At 72.0% G+C, this 14,890-nt stretch carries 15 protein-coding genes; 4 read left to right on the forward strand and 11 right to left on the reverse strand.

Features of this window, described 5'->3' with window-relative positions; translation table 11 throughout:
* Window positions 1-112: 112 nt before the first annotated feature.
* From groL to ACQSSQ_RS12335, 3 genes are all read right to left on the reverse strand, one after another.
* Window positions 113-1,714: a chaperonin GroEL gene (gene groL, locus ACQSSQ_RS12325; RefSeq protein WP_431327373.1), complete on the reverse strand. Its 1,602-nt coding sequence runs from the start codon at window positions 1,712-1,714 to the stop codon at window positions 113-115.
* A gap of 107 nt (window positions 1,715-1,821) precedes the next feature.
* Entirely contained in the window at window positions 1,822-2,121 is a 300-nt protein-coding gene (gene groES, locus ACQSSQ_RS12330; protein WP_431327374.1) for a co-chaperone GroES, read from the reverse strand.
* A gap of 215 nt (window positions 2,122-2,336) precedes the next feature.
* Window positions 2,337-2,567 (reverse strand): I78 family peptidase inhibitor, encoded by a 231-nt coding sequence (locus ACQSSQ_RS12335; protein WP_431327375.1) that lies wholly within the window; start codon window positions 2,565-2,567, stop codon window positions 2,337-2,339.
* 60 nt (window positions 2,568-2,627) lie between these two features.
* Here ACQSSQ_RS12335 and ACQSSQ_RS12340 point away from each other — a divergent pair, with 60 nt between their 5' ends.
* Window positions 2,628-3,800 carry a class I SAM-dependent methyltransferase gene (locus ACQSSQ_RS12340; protein ID WP_431327376.1) on the forward strand — a complete coding sequence of 391 codons (1,173 nt, stop codon included), beginning with the start codon at window positions 2,628-2,630 and terminating at the stop codon, window positions 3,798-3,800.
* Between the two features lie 86 nt (window positions 3,801-3,886).
* Here ACQSSQ_RS12340 and ACQSSQ_RS12345 read toward each other — a convergent pair whose 3' ends face one another.
* Both ACQSSQ_RS12345 and tsaD read right to left on the reverse strand, forming a co-directional pair.
* The gene (locus ACQSSQ_RS12345) at window positions 3,887-6,361 is read right to left on the reverse strand and encodes an Ig-like domain-containing protein (RefSeq protein WP_431327377.1); all 2,475 of its coding nucleotides are present in this window, start codon (window positions 6,359-6,361) and stop codon (window positions 3,887-3,889) included.
* Between the two features lie 274 nt (window positions 6,362-6,635).
* Window positions 6,636-7,700: a tRNA (adenosine(37)-N6)-threonylcarbamoyltransferase complex transferase subunit TsaD gene (gene tsaD / locus ACQSSQ_RS12350; protein WP_431327378.1), complete on the reverse strand. Its 1,065-nt coding sequence runs from the start codon at window positions 7,698-7,700 to the stop codon at window positions 6,636-6,638.
* Window positions 7,701-7,725: 25 nt separating this feature from the next.
* Between tsaD and ACQSSQ_RS12355 the strand changes: the two genes are divergently transcribed.
* The 3 genes from ACQSSQ_RS12355 to ACQSSQ_RS12365 all read left to right on the forward strand — a co-directional run bounded on the left by ACQSSQ_RS12355 (window position 7,726) and on the right by ACQSSQ_RS12365 (window position 10,325).
* Window positions 7,726-8,226: a DinB family protein gene (locus tag ACQSSQ_RS12355; protein WP_431327379.1), complete on the forward strand. Its 501-nt coding sequence runs from the start codon at window positions 7,726-7,728 to the stop codon at window positions 8,224-8,226.
* Complete coding sequence (locus tag ACQSSQ_RS12360) at window positions 8,226-9,203, forward strand: aldo/keto reductase (RefSeq protein WP_431327380.1); 978 nt, start codon at window positions 8,226-8,228, stop codon at window positions 9,201-9,203. The genes ACQSSQ_RS12355 and ACQSSQ_RS12360 overlap by 1 nt, the downstream gene beginning before the upstream one ends.
* A gap of 84 nt (window positions 9,204-9,287) precedes the next feature.
* A complete protein-coding gene (locus ACQSSQ_RS12365; protein WP_431327381.1) occupies window positions 9,288-10,325 on the forward strand; it encodes a type IV toxin-antitoxin system AbiEi family antitoxin domain-containing protein in 1,038 nt (345 codons plus the stop codon).
* 108 nt (window positions 10,326-10,433) lie between these two features.
* On the opposite strand, the gene ACQSSQ_RS12370 is transcribed toward ACQSSQ_RS12365, so the two are convergent.
* The 6 genes from ACQSSQ_RS12370 to ACQSSQ_RS12395 form a co-directional block, all read right to left on the reverse strand.
* Window positions 10,434-11,195: a lysophospholipid acyltransferase family protein gene (locus tag ACQSSQ_RS12370; protein WP_431327382.1), complete on the reverse strand. Its 762-nt coding sequence runs from the start codon at window positions 11,193-11,195 to the stop codon at window positions 10,434-10,436.
* Window positions 11,196-11,268: 73 nt separating this feature from the next.
* A complete protein-coding gene (locus ACQSSQ_RS12375) occupies window positions 11,269-11,652 on the reverse strand; it encodes a Rid family hydrolase (protein WP_431327383.1) in 384 nt (127 codons plus the stop codon).
* Complete coding sequence (gene rimI / locus ACQSSQ_RS12380; RefSeq protein WP_431327384.1) at window positions 11,652-12,101, reverse strand: ribosomal protein S18-alanine N-acetyltransferase; 450 nt, start codon at window positions 12,099-12,101, stop codon at window positions 11,652-11,654. The genes ACQSSQ_RS12375 and rimI overlap by 1 nt, the downstream gene beginning before the upstream one ends.
* Window positions 12,098-12,754 carry a tRNA (adenosine(37)-N6)-threonylcarbamoyltransferase complex dimerization subunit type 1 TsaB gene (gene tsaB, locus ACQSSQ_RS12385; protein WP_431327385.1) on the reverse strand — a complete coding sequence of 219 codons (657 nt, stop codon included), beginning with the start codon at window positions 12,752-12,754 and terminating at the stop codon, window positions 12,098-12,100. Before tsaB ends, rimI begins: the two co-directional genes overlap by 4 nt.
* A 31-nt stretch (window positions 12,755-12,785) precedes the next feature.
* Window positions 12,786-13,838, reverse strand: coding sequence for a tRNA (adenosine(37)-N6)-threonylcarbamoyltransferase complex ATPase subunit type 1 TsaE (tsaE, locus tag ACQSSQ_RS12390; protein ID WP_431327386.1), 1,053 nt, complete (start codon window positions 13,836-13,838; stop codon window positions 12,786-12,788).
* On the reverse strand, window positions 13,835-14,875 hold the full coding sequence (locus tag ACQSSQ_RS12395) for an alpha/beta fold hydrolase (protein ID WP_431327387.1): 1,041 nt from the start codon (window positions 14,873-14,875) through the stop codon (window positions 13,835-13,837). Before ACQSSQ_RS12395 ends, tsaE begins: the two co-directional genes overlap by 4 nt.
* Window positions 14,876-14,890: the final 15 nt, after the last annotated feature.

Below are 14,890 nucleotides of genomic sequence, written 5' to 3' on the forward strand. Positions count from 1 at the left end.
GCGCGTGCCAGATGACACCGTCCCACGTCGGCGAGCGGCGCGCCAGTGCTTCGTGAAAACGAGGTCGGCCCGCCCCCAGAGGGGACGGGCCGACCTGCCGAGCAGCGTGTCGTCAGTGCGCGTGGGCGCCTGCCGGCTCGTCGTCCTCGGCGGGCTTCTCGACCACCAGCGTCTCGGTGGTGAGCAGCATCGCGGCGATCGAGCCGGCGTTGGCGAGCGCCGAGCGCGTCACCTTCACCGGGTCGAGGACACCCTGGGCGACCAGGTCGCCGTACTCGCCGGTCGCGGCGTTGTAGCCCTGGCCGCTCTCGCGGACCTTGGCCACCACGACGTAGCCGTTCTCGCCACCGTTCTCGGCGATCCAGCGCAGCGGCTCGACGGCTGCCTTGCGGACGATCGAGACGCCGACGGCCTCGTCGCCGGTCAGACCGAGCTCGCCGTCGAGGACCGACACCGCGTTGACGAGGGCCGAGCCGCCGCCGGCGACGATGCCCTCCTCGATCGCGGCGCGCGTCGCGGAGACGGCGTCCTCGATGCGGTGCTTCTTCTCCTTGAGCTCCACCTCGGTCGCGGCACCCACCTGGATGACGCAGACGCCGCCGGCGAGCTTCGCGAGACGCTCCTGGAGCTTCTCGCGGTCCCAGTCGGAGTCGGTGGCCTCGATCTCGGCCTTGATCTGGTTGACGCGCGCCGAGACCTCGTCGTCGCCGCCGGCGCCGTCGATGATCGTGGTGTCGTCCTTGGTGACGACGACGCGGCGAGCGGTGCCGAGGTCCTCGAGCCCGATCTGGTCGAGCTTGAGCCCGAGGTCGGGCGTGACGACCTGGGCGCCGGTGAGGACCGCGATGTCCTGCAGCATCGCCTTGCGGCGGTCGCCGAACGCCGGAGCCTTGACGGCCACCGAGGTGAACGTGCCGCGGATCTTGTTGACGACCAGCGTGGACAGGGCCTCGCCGTCGACGTCCTCGGCGATGATCAGCAGGGCCTTGCCGGCCTGGACGACCTTCTCCAGCAGCGGGAGGAGGTCGGCGACCGACGAGATCTTGCCCTGGTTCACGAGGATGTACGGCTCGTCGAGGACGGCCTCCATGCGCTCGGTGTCGGTGACCATGTAGGGCGACAGGTAGCCCTTGTCGAACTGCATGCCCTCGGTGAAGTCGAGGTCGGTGCCCATGGTGTTGGACTCCTCGACGGTGATGACACCGTCCTTGCCGACCTTGTCGAAGGCGTCGGCGATCAGGCCGCCGATGTGGGCGTCGCGCGCGGAGATGTTGGCGACGTGCGCCATGTCCTGCTTGTCGTCGACGTCGCGCGCCTGCTCGAGGAGCTTCTGCGAGACGGCCTCGACGGCCTTGTCGATGCCGCGCTTGAGCGCCATCGGGTTGGTGCCGGCGGCCACGGCGCGCAGGCCCTCGTGGACCATCGCCTGGGCGAGCACGGTCGCCGTGGTGGTGCCGTCGCCGGCGATGTCGTTGGTCTTGGTGGCGACTTCCTTGGCGAGCTGGGCGCCGAGGTTCTCGAACGGGTCGTCGAGCTCGACGTCACGGGCGACGGTGACACCGTCGTTGGTGATCGTCGGCGCGCCCCACTTCGAGTCGAGCACGACGTAGCGGCCCTTGGGTCCGAGGGTCACCTTGACGGTGTCGGCCAGGATGTCGACGCCGCGCTCGAGCGACCGACGAGCGTTCTCGTCGAACTCAAGAATCTTGGGCATGAGGATCCTTCTCTGTGGTGTCGGACCCGTCGAGACGCCGCGGGCCCGGGTGGTGCGGACGCGTGCGGACGCCCCAGCGGTCCGGGACCGCTGGGGCGAGCACGTCGTTACTTCTCGATGACCGCGAGGACGTCGCGCGCCGACAGGATGAGGAACTCCTCACCGTCGTACTTGACCTCGGTGCCGCCGTACTTGCTGAACACGACGGTGTCGCCGACCTTGACGTCGACGGGGATGCGCTCGTCGCCGTCCTCGTTGAAGCGGCCCGGGCCCACGGCCAGGACGGAGCCCTCGGTGGGCTTCTCCTTGGCGGTGTCCGGGATGACGAGACCCGAGGCGGTGGTCTGCTCCGCCTCGAGAATCTTGACGACGATACGGTCCTCGAGCGGCTTGATGGTGACCGACACTTGTCGACCTCCCCTTTCGGTGTAACCCCGTACGCGGTGTTTGACCCGTACGACAGGACTGGGACTGTGGTCCATCGAGGTGCTCGTACGCACGCCGTCGCGGGAGCCGTGCGTCACTGCACCGTTAGCACCCAGGATACGAGAGTGCTAACGCCCACGGTAGGACGGGGCTGGCACTCGGTCAAGCAGAGTGCCAGCTCGACCGGACCTCGGGCTCAGCCCGCCCACACGCGCAGCAGCGCACGCGCGTCGTCGACGTCGAGGTTGAGCCGGTCGGGGCGGTAGTCCATGGTGACCGCGTCGTGCGGGCCGATGATCCGCACGACCCGGTCCTCCTCCGCGGCGAGGACCAGGATCGCGGACACGTCGAGGCCCTCGTAGCGCTCCAGCCACGCGACGTCGTCGGACGGCTCGACGGGGCTCCCTCCGTCCTCGGGATCTCCCATGCCGCCAGTCTCCCCCACGCGGCCGGGCCGCGGCGACGACGGTGCTGCGAGACTTGTGGCATGGAGGTCGCGACGTTCGAACGGCTCCTCGCCCCCGAGGGCCAGCAGGTCCTCCACGAGGCCGACGCCGTGTACGGCTCCGTCGACGACCTCACGCTCGGGACCCGGCTGCGCAGGGCCGGCCACCCTGCCGACCTGGTCGCGGCGGCCACCAGTCAGGTGGCCCTCCGGCGCCGTGCAGCGACGAAGCTGGGCCCGGAGGCATCCGCGCTCTACGTGACGCCCGACGCGCTCGAGCAGGCGACCCGCCGGACGGTCGCCTCGCACCGCGCCGAGCGTCTGCGCGCGTCCGGCGCGCGCTCGCTCGTCGACCTCGGGTGCGGGATCGGCGCCGACCTCGTGGCGTTCGCGCGAGCAGGTCTGGCCGTCCACGGCGTCGAGCGCGACCCGCTGCGCGCGGCGATGGCACGCGCCAACCTCGCCGCCCTCGCACTCGACGGCACGGTCACGGTCGGCGACGTCACCGCGGTCGACGTGGCGCCGTACGACGTCGCGTTCGTCGATCCCGCGCGGCGGGACGGGCGCGGCCGGACCTTCGACCCCGAGGCGTTCAGCCCGCCGTGGTCGTTCGTCGTCGGGCTGCTCGCCGACCGCGGGGTCGCGAAGGTCCTCCCAGGGATCGCCCACGACCTCGTTCCCGAGGGGGTCGAGGCGGAGTGGGTCAGCGACCGCGGCGACCTCGTCGAGGCATGCCTGTGGGGGCGCGCGTACGCCGGCCCCGCACGGCGTGCCACCGTCCTCGACGCCCACGGCACCGCGACGCTCACCGACACCGACGCCCCGGCCGACGTCGCCGTACGACCACCCGGCGGCTGGCTGTACGAGCCCGACGACGCGGTGATCCGCGCGGGGCTCGTCACCGCTGTCGCGGCCCTGACCGGGGGCTGGCTGGTGGACCCCCACATCGCCTACGTCTCCAGCGAGGAGCACGTCGCGACGCCGTACGCCCGCGCGCTCCGCGTCATCGAGGAGCTGCCGTACCGCGAGAAGCAGCTGCGCGCCGCACTGCGCGACCGCGGCGTCGGCACCCTGACGGTGAAGAAGCGCGGCGTGTCGGTCGTGCCCGAGGTGCTCGTGAAGCGGCTCCGGCTCACCGGCCCGACCGCGGCGACCGTCATCCTGACGCGGGTCCAGGGCGAGGGCCGGGCCTATCTCGTCGAGCCCGTCGCCTGAGCCTGGACGCGCCGATGGCGGGGCCCGTACGAACCCCGCCACCGGCGGTCGTGCGTGTCAGCCGCTCAGCGGCTGGTCACTCCTGCTCAGCGCCCCAGGTGACCGAGGATCTTGCAGGCGAGCCACTTGAGCCACTTGATCGGCTCGCGCAGCGGGTTGGGCATCGGGCCGCACTTGTCGACCGGCGGCTCGTCCACCTTCTTGACGGTCACCGTCACCTTGGCCGACGCCGTACCGCCCTTGCCGTCCTCCACCTTGTAGGTGAAGGTGTCCGTCCCGGAGAACCCGGCCTTCGGCGTGTACGTGACGTTCGCCCCCGTGCCGGTCACCGCGCCGTTGGCGGGTGCGCCGTACGAGTAGGCGAGGGTGTCGCCGTCGGCGTCCGCGCCCTTGAGCACGATCGCCACCGCCTTGCCCTGGTCCGTCGTGGCCGTCACGTCCTGCGCGGTCGGCGGCGTGTTGGTCGGGGGCTCCTCGACCTCGTTCACCGTCACGGTCACCTTGGCCGACGCCGTACCACCCTTGCCGTCGTCCACCGTGTAGGTGAACGAGTCCTCACCGAAGAACCCGGCCTTCGGCGTGTACGTGACGTTCGCCCCCGTGCCGGTCACCGCGCCGTTGGCGGGCTGGGCGTAGGTGTAGGCGAGGGTGTCGCCGTCGGCGTCGGCGCCCTTGAGCGTGACATCGACCGCCTTGCCCTCGTCCGTCGTCGCCGTCACGTCCTGCGCGGTCGGCGGCGTGTTGGTCGGGGGCTCCTCGACCTCGTTGACCGTCACGGTGACGGTGCCCGTCGCCGAGTCGGTGCCGTCGGAGACGGTGTAGGTGAACGAGTCCTCGCCGAAGAAGCCAGCCTTCGGCGTGTACGTGACGTCCGCACCCTCTCCCTCGACGGCGCCGTTGGCCGGCGTGCCGTAGGTGTAGGTGAGCGCGTCGCCGTCGGCGTCCGCGCCCTTGAGCGTGATGTCGACCGCGGTGTCCTCGTCCGTCGTCGCCGTCACGTCACCGGCGGTCGGCGGCGTGTTCGGCTCCTCCACGTCGTTGACCGTCACGGTGACGGTGCCCGTCGCCGAGTCGGTCCCGTCGGAGACGGTGTAGGTGAAGATGTCCTGGCCGACGAAGCCGTCAGCAGGCGTGTAGGTGACGCTGTCACCCTCACCCGTCACCGTGCCGTTGGCGGGCTGGGCGTAGGTGTAGGTCAGCGCGTCGCCGTCGGCGTCAGCACCCTTGAGCGTGACATCGACCGCCTTGCCCTCGTCCGTCGTCGCCGTCACGTCACCGGCGGTCGGCGGCGTGTTGGGCTCCTCCACGTCGTTCACCGTCACTGCGATCGTCGCCGTGTCGGTCCCGCCGTTGCCGTCGTCCACGGTGAAGGTGAACGCGTCGGACCCGACGAAGTCGGCGTCGGGGGTGTACGTGACGTCCGGACCCTCGCCCGACACCGAGCCGTTCTCAGGCTGCGTGTAGCTGTAGGCCAGGTCGTCCCCGTCGGGGTCGGTTGCCGACAGCGTGATGTCGACCGGCGTCCCCTCGTCGGTCGTCGCCGAGCCGTCGACCGCGACCGGGGCCCGGTTGGGCTGCTCCGCGACCGTGACCGTCACGGTCCCGGTGGCCTGCGCCTCGCCGTCGGACACCGTGTAGGTGAAGGTGTCGGTGCCCGAGAAGCCGGCGTTCGGGGTGTAGGTCACCGCACTACCCGTGCCGGAGACCGTGCCGTTGGCCGGCGTGCCGTAGGTGTAGGTCAGCTCGTCACCGTCGGCGTCGGCCCCGGTCAGCGTCACGTCGACGGGCGTGCCGAACTCCGTGGAGGCCGTCACGTTGCCGGCGGTCGGAGGTGTGTTGGGGACCTCCGCCTCCTCGATCGCGAACGTCCCGAAGGTGTCGTCGTTGGCCGCGGGCAGGGTGCACGCCATCGTCACCGCGCCCTCGCCGCCGATCAGGTCACCGGCCGCGTTGCGCAGGGACGCGGTCACGTTGAAGGCCCGCGGCATGTGGATCGTGCCGGTCGTCGGCAGGCTGAGCCCGGGGTACTCGGCCTGCGTGGGGACCGGGATCACCGGGACGTCACCCTCCGTCGGGATCTGCCACGGCGGGGTGGAGCTCGCGGGGACCGGCGACCAGGGAGCCGCCAGGTTGGCGATCGGGTACACGAACGGGTCGGTGATCCCGGGGACGGTGATCGAGATGCTCGCGTTGTTGGAGTAGCCGCTCGCCTGACGTGCGCCGAGCAGCCCGTACGTGGCGTTGCGCAGGGTCTCCGGCAGCGTCAGCGTGATCTGGGTCTTGCGCGCCGGGATCTCCTCACCCGGACTGACCACGTCCGGGATGACGACCTTGGCGTTGACACCCACCGCGTGGTCACCGAGCGGGAGTCCCGCGGCGACGACGTTGCAGGTGTAGGTGAAGTCCTTGTTGAGCTGGACGTCGTCCGCCTGGGCTGCCGCGGTCCCGAGGGCGGTGACGCTCACGGCCATGCCGGCGACCAGGGCACCGGAGGCAGCGAGCGACAACGGCCTTCGGGCCGACGGACTCCTGAACGCGGACAGGTTTCTGAGCTTGGACAATTGGATCCCCTCCAGATCTCGTGGGGCACCCCACTGGCGCCCCTTGTCCCACACCCGTAACTGGGTGTTACGGATCAGTAACCTACGCAGGTGTAACCGTCAGTTGCAATAGGCAGGACGGAAGAGATGTGGTCTGGAGCACACCGAGAGGGGCTCAGGCAGCGTCCACGCGCCTGACTCAGGCAGCGTCCACGCGCCTGACTCAGGCAGCGTCCACGCGCCTGACTCAGGCAGCGTCCACGCGCCTGACTCAGGCAGCGTCCACGCGCCTGACTCAGGCGACGATCTGCGTGACCGGCATCGACGAGTCCGCCGGCAGGTCGAGGGAGCTCGGCGCCACGCCCTTCGCGACGAGCGCGGAGCCCAGCGCCGCCACCATCGCCCCGTTGTCGGTGCACAGCACCGGCGGCGGGATGCGGACGTCGATCCCGGCCTCGCCGGCCCGCTCGAGCACGAACTGGCGCAGCCGCTGGTTGGCGGCGACCCCGCCTCCCAGCACGAGGTGCTTCGCCCCGTGGTCCAGGCACGCCCGCACCGTCTTGGCCGAGAGCACGTCGCACACCGCGTCCTGGAACGACGCCGCGACGTCGGGCACCGAGATCGCGCGCCCCATGCGCTCCTCGTGCTCCACGTGCCGGGCCACCGCGCTCTTGAGCCCCGAGAACGAGAAGTCGTAGCGGTGCTTCTGCATGTCCCGCGCCGCGGTGAGCCCGCGCGGGAACGCGATCGCGGTCGGGTCCCCCTCCCGCGCCGCCTTGTCGATCTGCGGACCGCCGGGGTACGGGAGGCCAAGGAGGCGGGCGACCTTGTCGAACGCCTCTCCCGCCGCGTCGTCGATCGTCTCGCCGAGCATCCGCACCGAGCTCGTCACGTCGTCGACGAGAAGGAGGTTGGTGTGACCGCCGGAGACCAGGAGCGCAGCGGTCGGCTCGGGGAGCTCGCCGTGCTCGAGCCGGTCGACACAGACGTGGGCGACGAGGTGGTTGATGCCGTAGAGGGGCTTGTCGTACGCGATCGCGAGCGCCTTCGCGGCTGCGATGCCGACCAGCAGCGCGCCGGTGAGCCCGGGTCCGCTCGTCACCGCGATCGCGTCCACGTCGGCCACCGAGACGCCGGCGTCGGCCTGCGCCTTCTCGAGCATCGGGACGAACGCCTCGAGGTGGGCGCGGCTCGCCACCTCCGGCACGACGCCGCCGAAGCGGACGTGCTCCTCGACGCTGGAGGCGACCGCGTTGGCCAGCAGCTCGGTCCCGCGCACGATCCCGACCCCGGTCTCGTCGCACGACGACTCGATCCCCAGGACCAGGGGACCGTCGGTGCGAGGCTCAGCAGTGCTCACTCCCCCATGGTGCCAGGCTGGGCCCATGACTCGTACCGACACTCCATCCCGCTTCGACGAGCGGACCACGGCGATGACGCTCCTGCGCTACGTGCGGGAGACGGCGCTGGCGAAGGCCGAGGGGCTCCCGGACGACCTCGCGCACGCGACGCCGCTGCCGACGTCCCCGCTGATGTCGGTCGCGAGCGTGGTGAACCACCTGCGCTGGAACGAGCACTACTGGGTCGAGGTCGTCGTCGCCGGCGGCGAGGACCGGTCGCCGTGGACCGCGGAGAACCCCGACGTCGACTTCGAGGTCGCCGCGCAGATGACGATGGACGAGGTCCTGACCGGCTACCGCCAGCAGATCGCGGCGAGCGACGCGATCCTGTCGGGCCTGGACCTCGACGCCCCGACCGCCAGGCCGAGGCACGACGTCCAGCCGAACGTACGCTGGGTCGTCGCGCACCTCGTCGAGGAGACCGCGCGCCACAACGGGCACCTGGACGTCCTCCGGGAGCTCGCCGACGGAGAGGTGGGTGACTGATGCGGACACGTCCGCTGGGCCGCAGCGGCCTGATGGTGTCGGTGGTCGGGATCGGGTGCAACGCGTTCGGCGCGCGCATCGACGAGGCCCGCACCAAGGAGGTCGTGCACGCCGCGCTCGACGCCGGCGTGACGTTCTTCGACACCGCCGACACGTACGGCACCGGGGCGAGCGAGGTCCTGCTGGGCCGGGCGCTCGGCGCGCGGCGCGAGGACGTCGTGCTGGCGACCAAGGGCGGCATGGACATGGACGGCGCCAACGGTCCCGACTGGGGCGCCCGTGCGTCGCGGCGCTACCTTCGCCGGGCGCTGGAGGCGAGCCTGACACGTCTCGGCACCGACTACGTCGACCTCTACCAGCTCCACACGCCGGACCGGGTCACGCCGATCGAGGAGACGTTGAGCGTGATGGACGACTTCGTCCGGGAGGGCAAGGTCCGCTACGTCGGCTGCTCGAACTTCACGGCGTGGGAGCTGGTGGACGCCGACTGGACGGCCCGCACCGCCGGCACGACCGCGTTCGTGTCCGCCCAGAACGAGTACTCGCTCTACAACCGGGCGGCGGAGGCGGAGCTGGTCCCGGCGTGCGAGTCGCTGGGCGTCGGCCTGCTGCCGTACTTCCCGCTCGCGTACGGGCTGCTGACCGGCAAGTACTCCCGTGGCGAGGCCGCGCCGGAGGGATCGCGTCTCGCGCTCGACAGCCAGGCGGCGCGCCTCGCCAACGCCGACTGGGACCGCGTCGAAGCGCTGGAGTCGTACGCCCGTGAGCGCGGGCGGAGCATCCTCGACGTCGCCGTCGGCGGACTCGCGGCCCAGCCTGCGGTCGCGAGCGTGATCGCGGGCGTCACGCGACCGGAGCAGGTCCGCGCCAACGTCGCGGCGGCGCAGTGGGAGCCGACCGAGGAGGACCTCGACGCGCTGGACGCCATCCGCCCGGCCGAGCGCTGGTCGTACACGTCCTTCGCGCCGGCGCGCTGACGCCCGACACGCACCGAGCGTGCCGTGCCCCGTTGTCCACAGGACGCGAGGCACGGAGGTGACCGCGCGCGGCAGGATCGCGCCATGGAAGCGCTCCTGCGGCTCGCGCGGCACCACGGCGGATCGTTCACCGCCCGTGCTGCGAACGACCTCGGCTACCGGTCCCGTGAGCTCGGCGAGCTCGTCGAGGCCGATCTCCTCGTACGCCTGCGGCGCGGGGTGTACGCCATCGCGGCGGAGCACCGGACCCTGTCGGTCCGCGACGCCCATGTGCTCGCGACCCGCGACGCCGTCGAGCGTCTCGGTGCGGGCCACGCCGCCAGCCACGACTCCGCCCTGCTCGTGCACCGGCTCGCCAATGACGGCCTCGACCTGCCCGAGGGACGCCTCGACCTCGACGTCTCCCATGTCAGCCGCGTCGGTGGGACGACGAGCCGGCGACGCAACCGCATCCAGACCCACCGCGACGCACTCGAGGCCGGCGACGTCGTCGACCGCGACGGACTGGCGACCGTCCGTGCCGATCTGGCGGTCGCCCAGGTCATGACCTGCCGTCCGCTCGCCGTCGGAGCAGTCGTCGCGTCGTCCTGGCTCGCCTCCTGCCGCAGCGACGCCCGGCGCCGTGGCATGGTCGAGGCGTTCGACGAGCCCGCGCACAAGGCGGAGCTGACCGCCGTGCTCGACGGGCTCGGGCGCCGCCCGGGAGGGCGGACGGCGCGGAGCGCGCTGGAGATCGCCGACGCGCGGTGCGACAGCGTCGGCGAGGTGCTCGTCCTGCTGACCTGCTGGCTGCACGCCGTCCCGAGACCCGAGACCCAGTACTGGATCGCGCTGCCGGACGATCGCTGGGCGGAGGTCGACTTCTGCTGGCCCGACGTGCGGCTGGTGCTGGAGTTCGACGGGAAGGGCAAGGACGAGGACGAGCGTGCTCCCGACGGCCGCATCGTCCGCTCCGGCAAGCAGAAGCTCTGGGCGGAGAAGCGGCGCGAGGACGACATCCGCGGGCTGCGCTACCACGTCGTCCGGATCACCTGGGCCGACCTCCTGCCGCACAACCGGGAGCGGACGGCCGCCCGGATCATGCGTGAGCGGGAGGTCGCGGCGCGTCTCTACCGGCGGTGACCCCTTACCGAGCGCCGCTTCCGTGCACGAAGCGCCGGGTATCCGCGTCGCCCAGTGCACGAAACCGGCGCTCCGTCCCCGCCGGCGGTGCTGCGGAGTGCGCCGGTGTCAGCCCTTCTGCGCCTTCGCGGCCTTGCGTGCGGCACGGGCGGCCCGCTCCTCGACGTCGAGGCGCGCGGCCTCCTCGAGGGTGGGCGCGGTGCCGCCGAAGCGCGCCGGAGCCCACCACTGGCCCTCGAGCGGATCCGGGTACGCGGCGATCGCCTGGTCGAGGAGTGCCTTCATCGCGTCGTGCAGTGCCTCGGTCTCGGCCGCGGGGTCCTCGCCGGTCGGGTGCAGCGGCTCACCGACGTTGATCGCGATCGGGAGGCGCCGCGGCAGCGACAGCTTGTGGCCCTTGGTCATGATGCGCTGGGTGCCGAAGAGGACCATCGGGATCAGCGGGACGCCCGCCTGCGCGGCGATCCGCACCGCGCCGGACTTGACCTCCTTGATCTCGAAGGACCGGCTGATGGTGGCCTCCGGGAAGATCCCGACCACCTCCCCGCGGCGGCAGTAGTCGACCGCGGCCTCCAGCGACTCCGCACCCGCCGCGCGGTCGACCGGGATGTGGTGCATCGAGCGGAGGACCGGCCCGCCGACCGGGTGGTCGAAGGCCTCCTTCTTCGCCATGAACCTCACGAGGCGCTTGCGACGCTCCGCCGGGAAGCCGTCGAGCACGAAGTCGGCGAACCCGATGTGGTTGGAGGCCAGGACGGCACCGCCCTCGAGCGGGATGTTCTCGATGCCGGTCATCTGGAACGTCCAGCCGCGCAGCTTGAACAGGGTCTTGGCCGTCGCGATGATCGGCGGGTACGTGAGGTCGCGCATCCGGCAACCCTACCGACCTACGGTCACGTAGGTTCCGCCAGCCGGTGAACGACCGTCCACCCGCAGGTGGACGTCAGCGACGCTCGGCGTAGGCGTCGATCTCCACCTCGACCAGGTGGTCGGGATGCATGAGCCGGTTGACCTCGAGCATGGTGGCCGCGGGCGGCGTCGCGCCGAAGAGCTCACGGTGCGCACGTCCCACCTCGTCGGCGTCGGTGATGTCGACGACGTACATGCGGGTCCGCACCACGTGCTCGGCGTCGAGGCCGCACCGGCGCAGGGCGTCCATCGCGATCCCGAACGCCACCATCGTCTGGACGTACGGGTCGTTCACCCCGATCACGGTGCCGTTCACGGTCGCCGTCGTCCCGGCGATCGCCACGTGCGGCCCGTACGAGACGGCGCGTACGTAGCCGTACCGCTCCTCCCAGGGTGTTCCCGACGCGACCCGGTACATCAGCCATCCCTTCGAGGCGCCACGCGACGTTCCATCACGACGGCGTCGGCGCCCGACCGGTAGTAGTGCGGCCTCGTCGCGATCGCGGCGAAGCCTCCAGCCTCGTACAGCCCGATCGCCGCGACGTTGTCGGATGCCACCTCGAGCAGCACCCGCTCCGCCCCTCGGCGCTCGGACTCCCCCAGCAGCGCCGACAGAAGCCGGCGCCCTACCCCCGTTCTGCGCTGCTGCGGCACGACCGCGATGCGTGCCACGTCAGCGGTGTCCCCCACGACCATCAGGCTCGCGTAGCCGACGACCACACCGTCGTCCTCGGCCACGACCACGTGCCGCGTCGGTCCGTCGAGCTCGCCGGCGACCTGCGTGGGCGACCACGCGTCGGCCCCGAACGCGGCGTCCTCCAGCGAGGCCAGCGCGTCCACGTCCCCCGGCGACCCCGGGCGGATCACGCCGACGCGCGCTTCCGCTCGGCGGCCGGTGTCGCGTCCGGTCGCCGCAGGTAGAGCGGCTCGGTGCCGACCTCGACGGCGGTCCCCGCCGCGATCATGCTGGCGAGCACACCGGCGTCGGGATCGGTCGGCCCGTCGACGCGGTGGAGGACGTCGGCGTACAGGTCGGCGCCACGTCCGAGGACCGGCATGCTGGCGGGCAGCCGCGCCGCGAGGTCGGCGGGACGCATCACGTCGGCATCGCCGACCCGCTCGCCGCGCGGCGTGAACTCCGCCCAGTAGACCTCCTTGCGCCGCGCGTCGGTCGCGACCACGAAGGCCTCGTCGACCGCTCCCCCGGCGACGGCCTCGGCGGCGACGACGTCGAGCGAGCACACGCCGTGCAGGCGCGCGCCCACGGAGACGGCCAGCGTCCGCGCGGTCACCACCCCGACCCGCAGGCCGGTGAACGGACCCGGTCCGACCCCGACGGCGACGTCGGTGACCTCGCGCAGACCGGCTCCGGCGCGCTCGAGCACGGCGGCGATCGCCGGCGCGAGCTGCTCACCGTGGCTCATCGCTCCCGGGCGCGACTCGGACGCGAGCACGGTCGCCCCGTCGTGGAGCGCGACCGAGCTCGCCGGAGCGGCGGTGTCGAGGGCGAGGATCAGCATCGGGGCAAGGTTACGCCAGGAGTGCGGAGGCTCACAGGGCCCTCGGCTCGTCGAGGCCCCGGGCCTGGAACGAGTGCACGAGAGCGTCGGGCTCGAGCAAGGTGGAACGCAGCGGTACGCGCGCCCACCGCGCGCCGTGCGGCTTGACGGTGACCAGGCGTACGTCGTGGTCGTCGATGTCCTCGCGGGTAGGCGCCTCGGCACCCAGAGGGTCGAGGACCGTCGCCGCCCGTCGCTCGAGCCGCACCTCGAGCCACGAGTCGCTCAGGTCCTCGGCGATGCCCTCGCCCCACTCGACGACCGTGACGGACTCCTCGGTCGCGGTGTCGAGGTCGAGGTCGTCGAGCTCGAGCGCGCCGCCGAGCCGGTAGGCGTCGACGTGCACCAGCAGGGGCCCTCCGACCAGGTTCGGGTGCGTCCGCGCGAGCACGAAGGTCGGCGACGTGACCGGACCGCGTACGCCGAGGCCCTCGCCGATCCCCTGCGTGAGCGTCGTCTTGCCCGCACCCAGCCCGCCGGACATCACGACCACGTCGCCGGCACGCAGCAGCGAGGCCAGCCGTGCCCCGAAGGCCTGGGCGTCCTCGGCCGTGGGCAGCTCGCGGGCGAGCCACAGCGTCTTGCCGAACTCGATCGTCGTCCCCTGCTGCCGCACGGGGAAGTAGCGCCGGCGCGTCCAGAAGGTGACGTTCTCGGGCAGCTCCTCGCGGACGTCGAGCCACACGCCGTCCAGGCCGCGCTCCTCGGCGGTGTCCTCCGCGACGCCGACCATCGCCGAGGCGACGCCGCGATCCTGGTGGTCCGGGTCGACCGACACGCGGCGGAACCCGAGCAGCCCCGGACGCGACACGTCGTAGAGCATCGCCCCGATCGGCTTGCCCCGGCGCTCGACGAGCAGGCCGCCACCCTCGTCCAGGGCCTCGCGGATCGACTCCACGCTCTCCGACATCGCCGTCGACGGCGGGTCGAGGGCGGGCCGGGCGCCGAACGAGCGACGGATCACCGCGAGCACGTCGGCCGCACGCTCGGGCGGTGCGTCGAAGACGTTGAGCGCGTGGAAGTTCGGGAGCGTCGAGCCGTTCATGCGCCGACCTCCTCGCGCCGGTCCGCGGCGGTCTCCGCCGAGCTCCACAGGTCGTCGATCGCGGAAGTGACCTCCTCGTGGCGCTCGAGCATCATCATGTGCCCCGCGCCCTCGTACGCCACCAGCTCGGAACCCTCGATCAGCTCGGCCAGCCGGCGCGAGTGGCGGAACGGGGTGAGCCGGTCCTTCGTGCCGCCCATGACGAGGGTGCGCCGACCGGGCAGCACAGGCAGGGCGGCGTACAGGTCGAGGTCGACGAAGTTCGCAGAGAAGTCCCAGAGCGCGCGCGTGCGGGCCCGGGCGATCATCTCGTCGGTCATGTCCGCGTACTTGGCCGGCGAGTCGGGCCCGACCGCGAACGCCCGGGTGACGGGGTAGGAGTCGAGCCGCCGCGCCGCCCCGACGAGCGGACCGAAGCGCGGGAGCCAGGGCTGCAGGAGCGCCACCGGGTCACGGGGCCGGATGAGGTCGCCGGCGCTGGTGCCCATCAGGACCACGCCGTCGACGCGCTCGCGGACCAGGTCGCCGTACTGCGCGGCGAACGACATGACGGTCATGGCGCCCATCGAGTGCCCGACGAGGATGAGCGGGCCTTCGGGGGCGACCGCGTCGATCACCGACTTGAGGTCGTCACCGAGCTGGTCGAGCGTGCACCTCTCGGGGGTGCTGTCGCCGGAGGTCCCGTGCTCGCGCTGGTCCCACAGCACCATCCGTGCACGCCCGCGGAGCGCGGCGCGCTGGTAGTGCCAGCAGTCGAGGTCGAGGACCCAGCCGTGGCAGAAGACGATGGTGGGACGGGCGTACGCGTCGGCGTCGTCGGGCTCCTCCACCTCGACGTGCAGCGGTGCGCCGTCGGTCGCCAGCACCGTCACACCGGGGACGTGGAGGGTCCCGAACTCCATCGCGTCACCGCGCCGCGCCCTACGGCGCGAGCGTCGGCGGTCCGTCGCGACACGGGCGGCCGCGGCCGTGGCTCCGGCCGCGGCGAGGGCACCCGCGGTCACCGCGGCGTACGTCCCCAGCCTGCGCCAGTCCATGCGTTGCTCCTTCTG

This window comes from Mumia spirodelae (genome assembly GCF_050632745.1).
GTDB lineage: Bacteria > Actinomycetota > Actinomycetes > Propionibacteriales > Nocardioidaceae > Mumia.

Coding starts and splice junctions, on each gene's coding strand:
- groL (WP_431327373.1), bottom strand. CDS start 1,714: ATGCCCAAGATTCTTGAGTTCGACGAGAACGCTCGTCGGTCGCTCGAG.
- ACQSSQ_RS12335 (WP_431327375.1), bottom strand. CDS start 2,567: ATGGGAGATCCCGAGGACGGAGGGAGCCCCGTCGAGCCGTCCGACGAC.
- ACQSSQ_RS12340 (WP_431327376.1), top strand. CDS start 2,628: ATGGAGGTCGCGACGTTCGAACGGCTCCTCGCCCCCGAGGGCCAGCAG.
- ACQSSQ_RS12355 (WP_431327379.1), top strand. CDS start 7,726: ATGACTCGTACCGACACTCCATCCCGCTTCGACGAGCGGACCACGGCG.
- ACQSSQ_RS12360 (WP_431327380.1), top strand. CDS start 8,226: ATGCGGACACGTCCGCTGGGCCGCAGCGGCCTGATGGTGTCGGTGGTC.
- ACQSSQ_RS12365 (WP_431327381.1), top strand. CDS start 9,288: ATGGAAGCGCTCCTGCGGCTCGCGCGGCACCACGGCGGATCGTTCACC.
- ACQSSQ_RS12370 (WP_431327382.1), bottom strand. CDS start 11,195: ATGCGCGACCTCACGTACCCGCCGATCATCGCGACGGCCAAGACCCTG.
- ACQSSQ_RS12375 (WP_431327383.1), bottom strand. CDS start 11,652: ATGTACCGGGTCGCGTCGGGAACACCCTGGGAGGAGCGGTACGGCTAC.
- tsaB (WP_431327385.1), bottom strand. CDS start 12,754: ATGCTGATCCTCGCCCTCGACACCGCCGCTCCGGCGAGCTCGGTCGCG.
- tsaE (WP_431327386.1), bottom strand. CDS start 13,838: ATGAACGGCTCGACGCTCCCGAACTTCCACGCGCTCAACGTCTTCGAC.
- ACQSSQ_RS12395 (WP_431327387.1), bottom strand. CDS start 14,875: ATGGACTGGCGCAGGCTGGGGACGTACGCCGCGGTGACCGCGGGTGCC.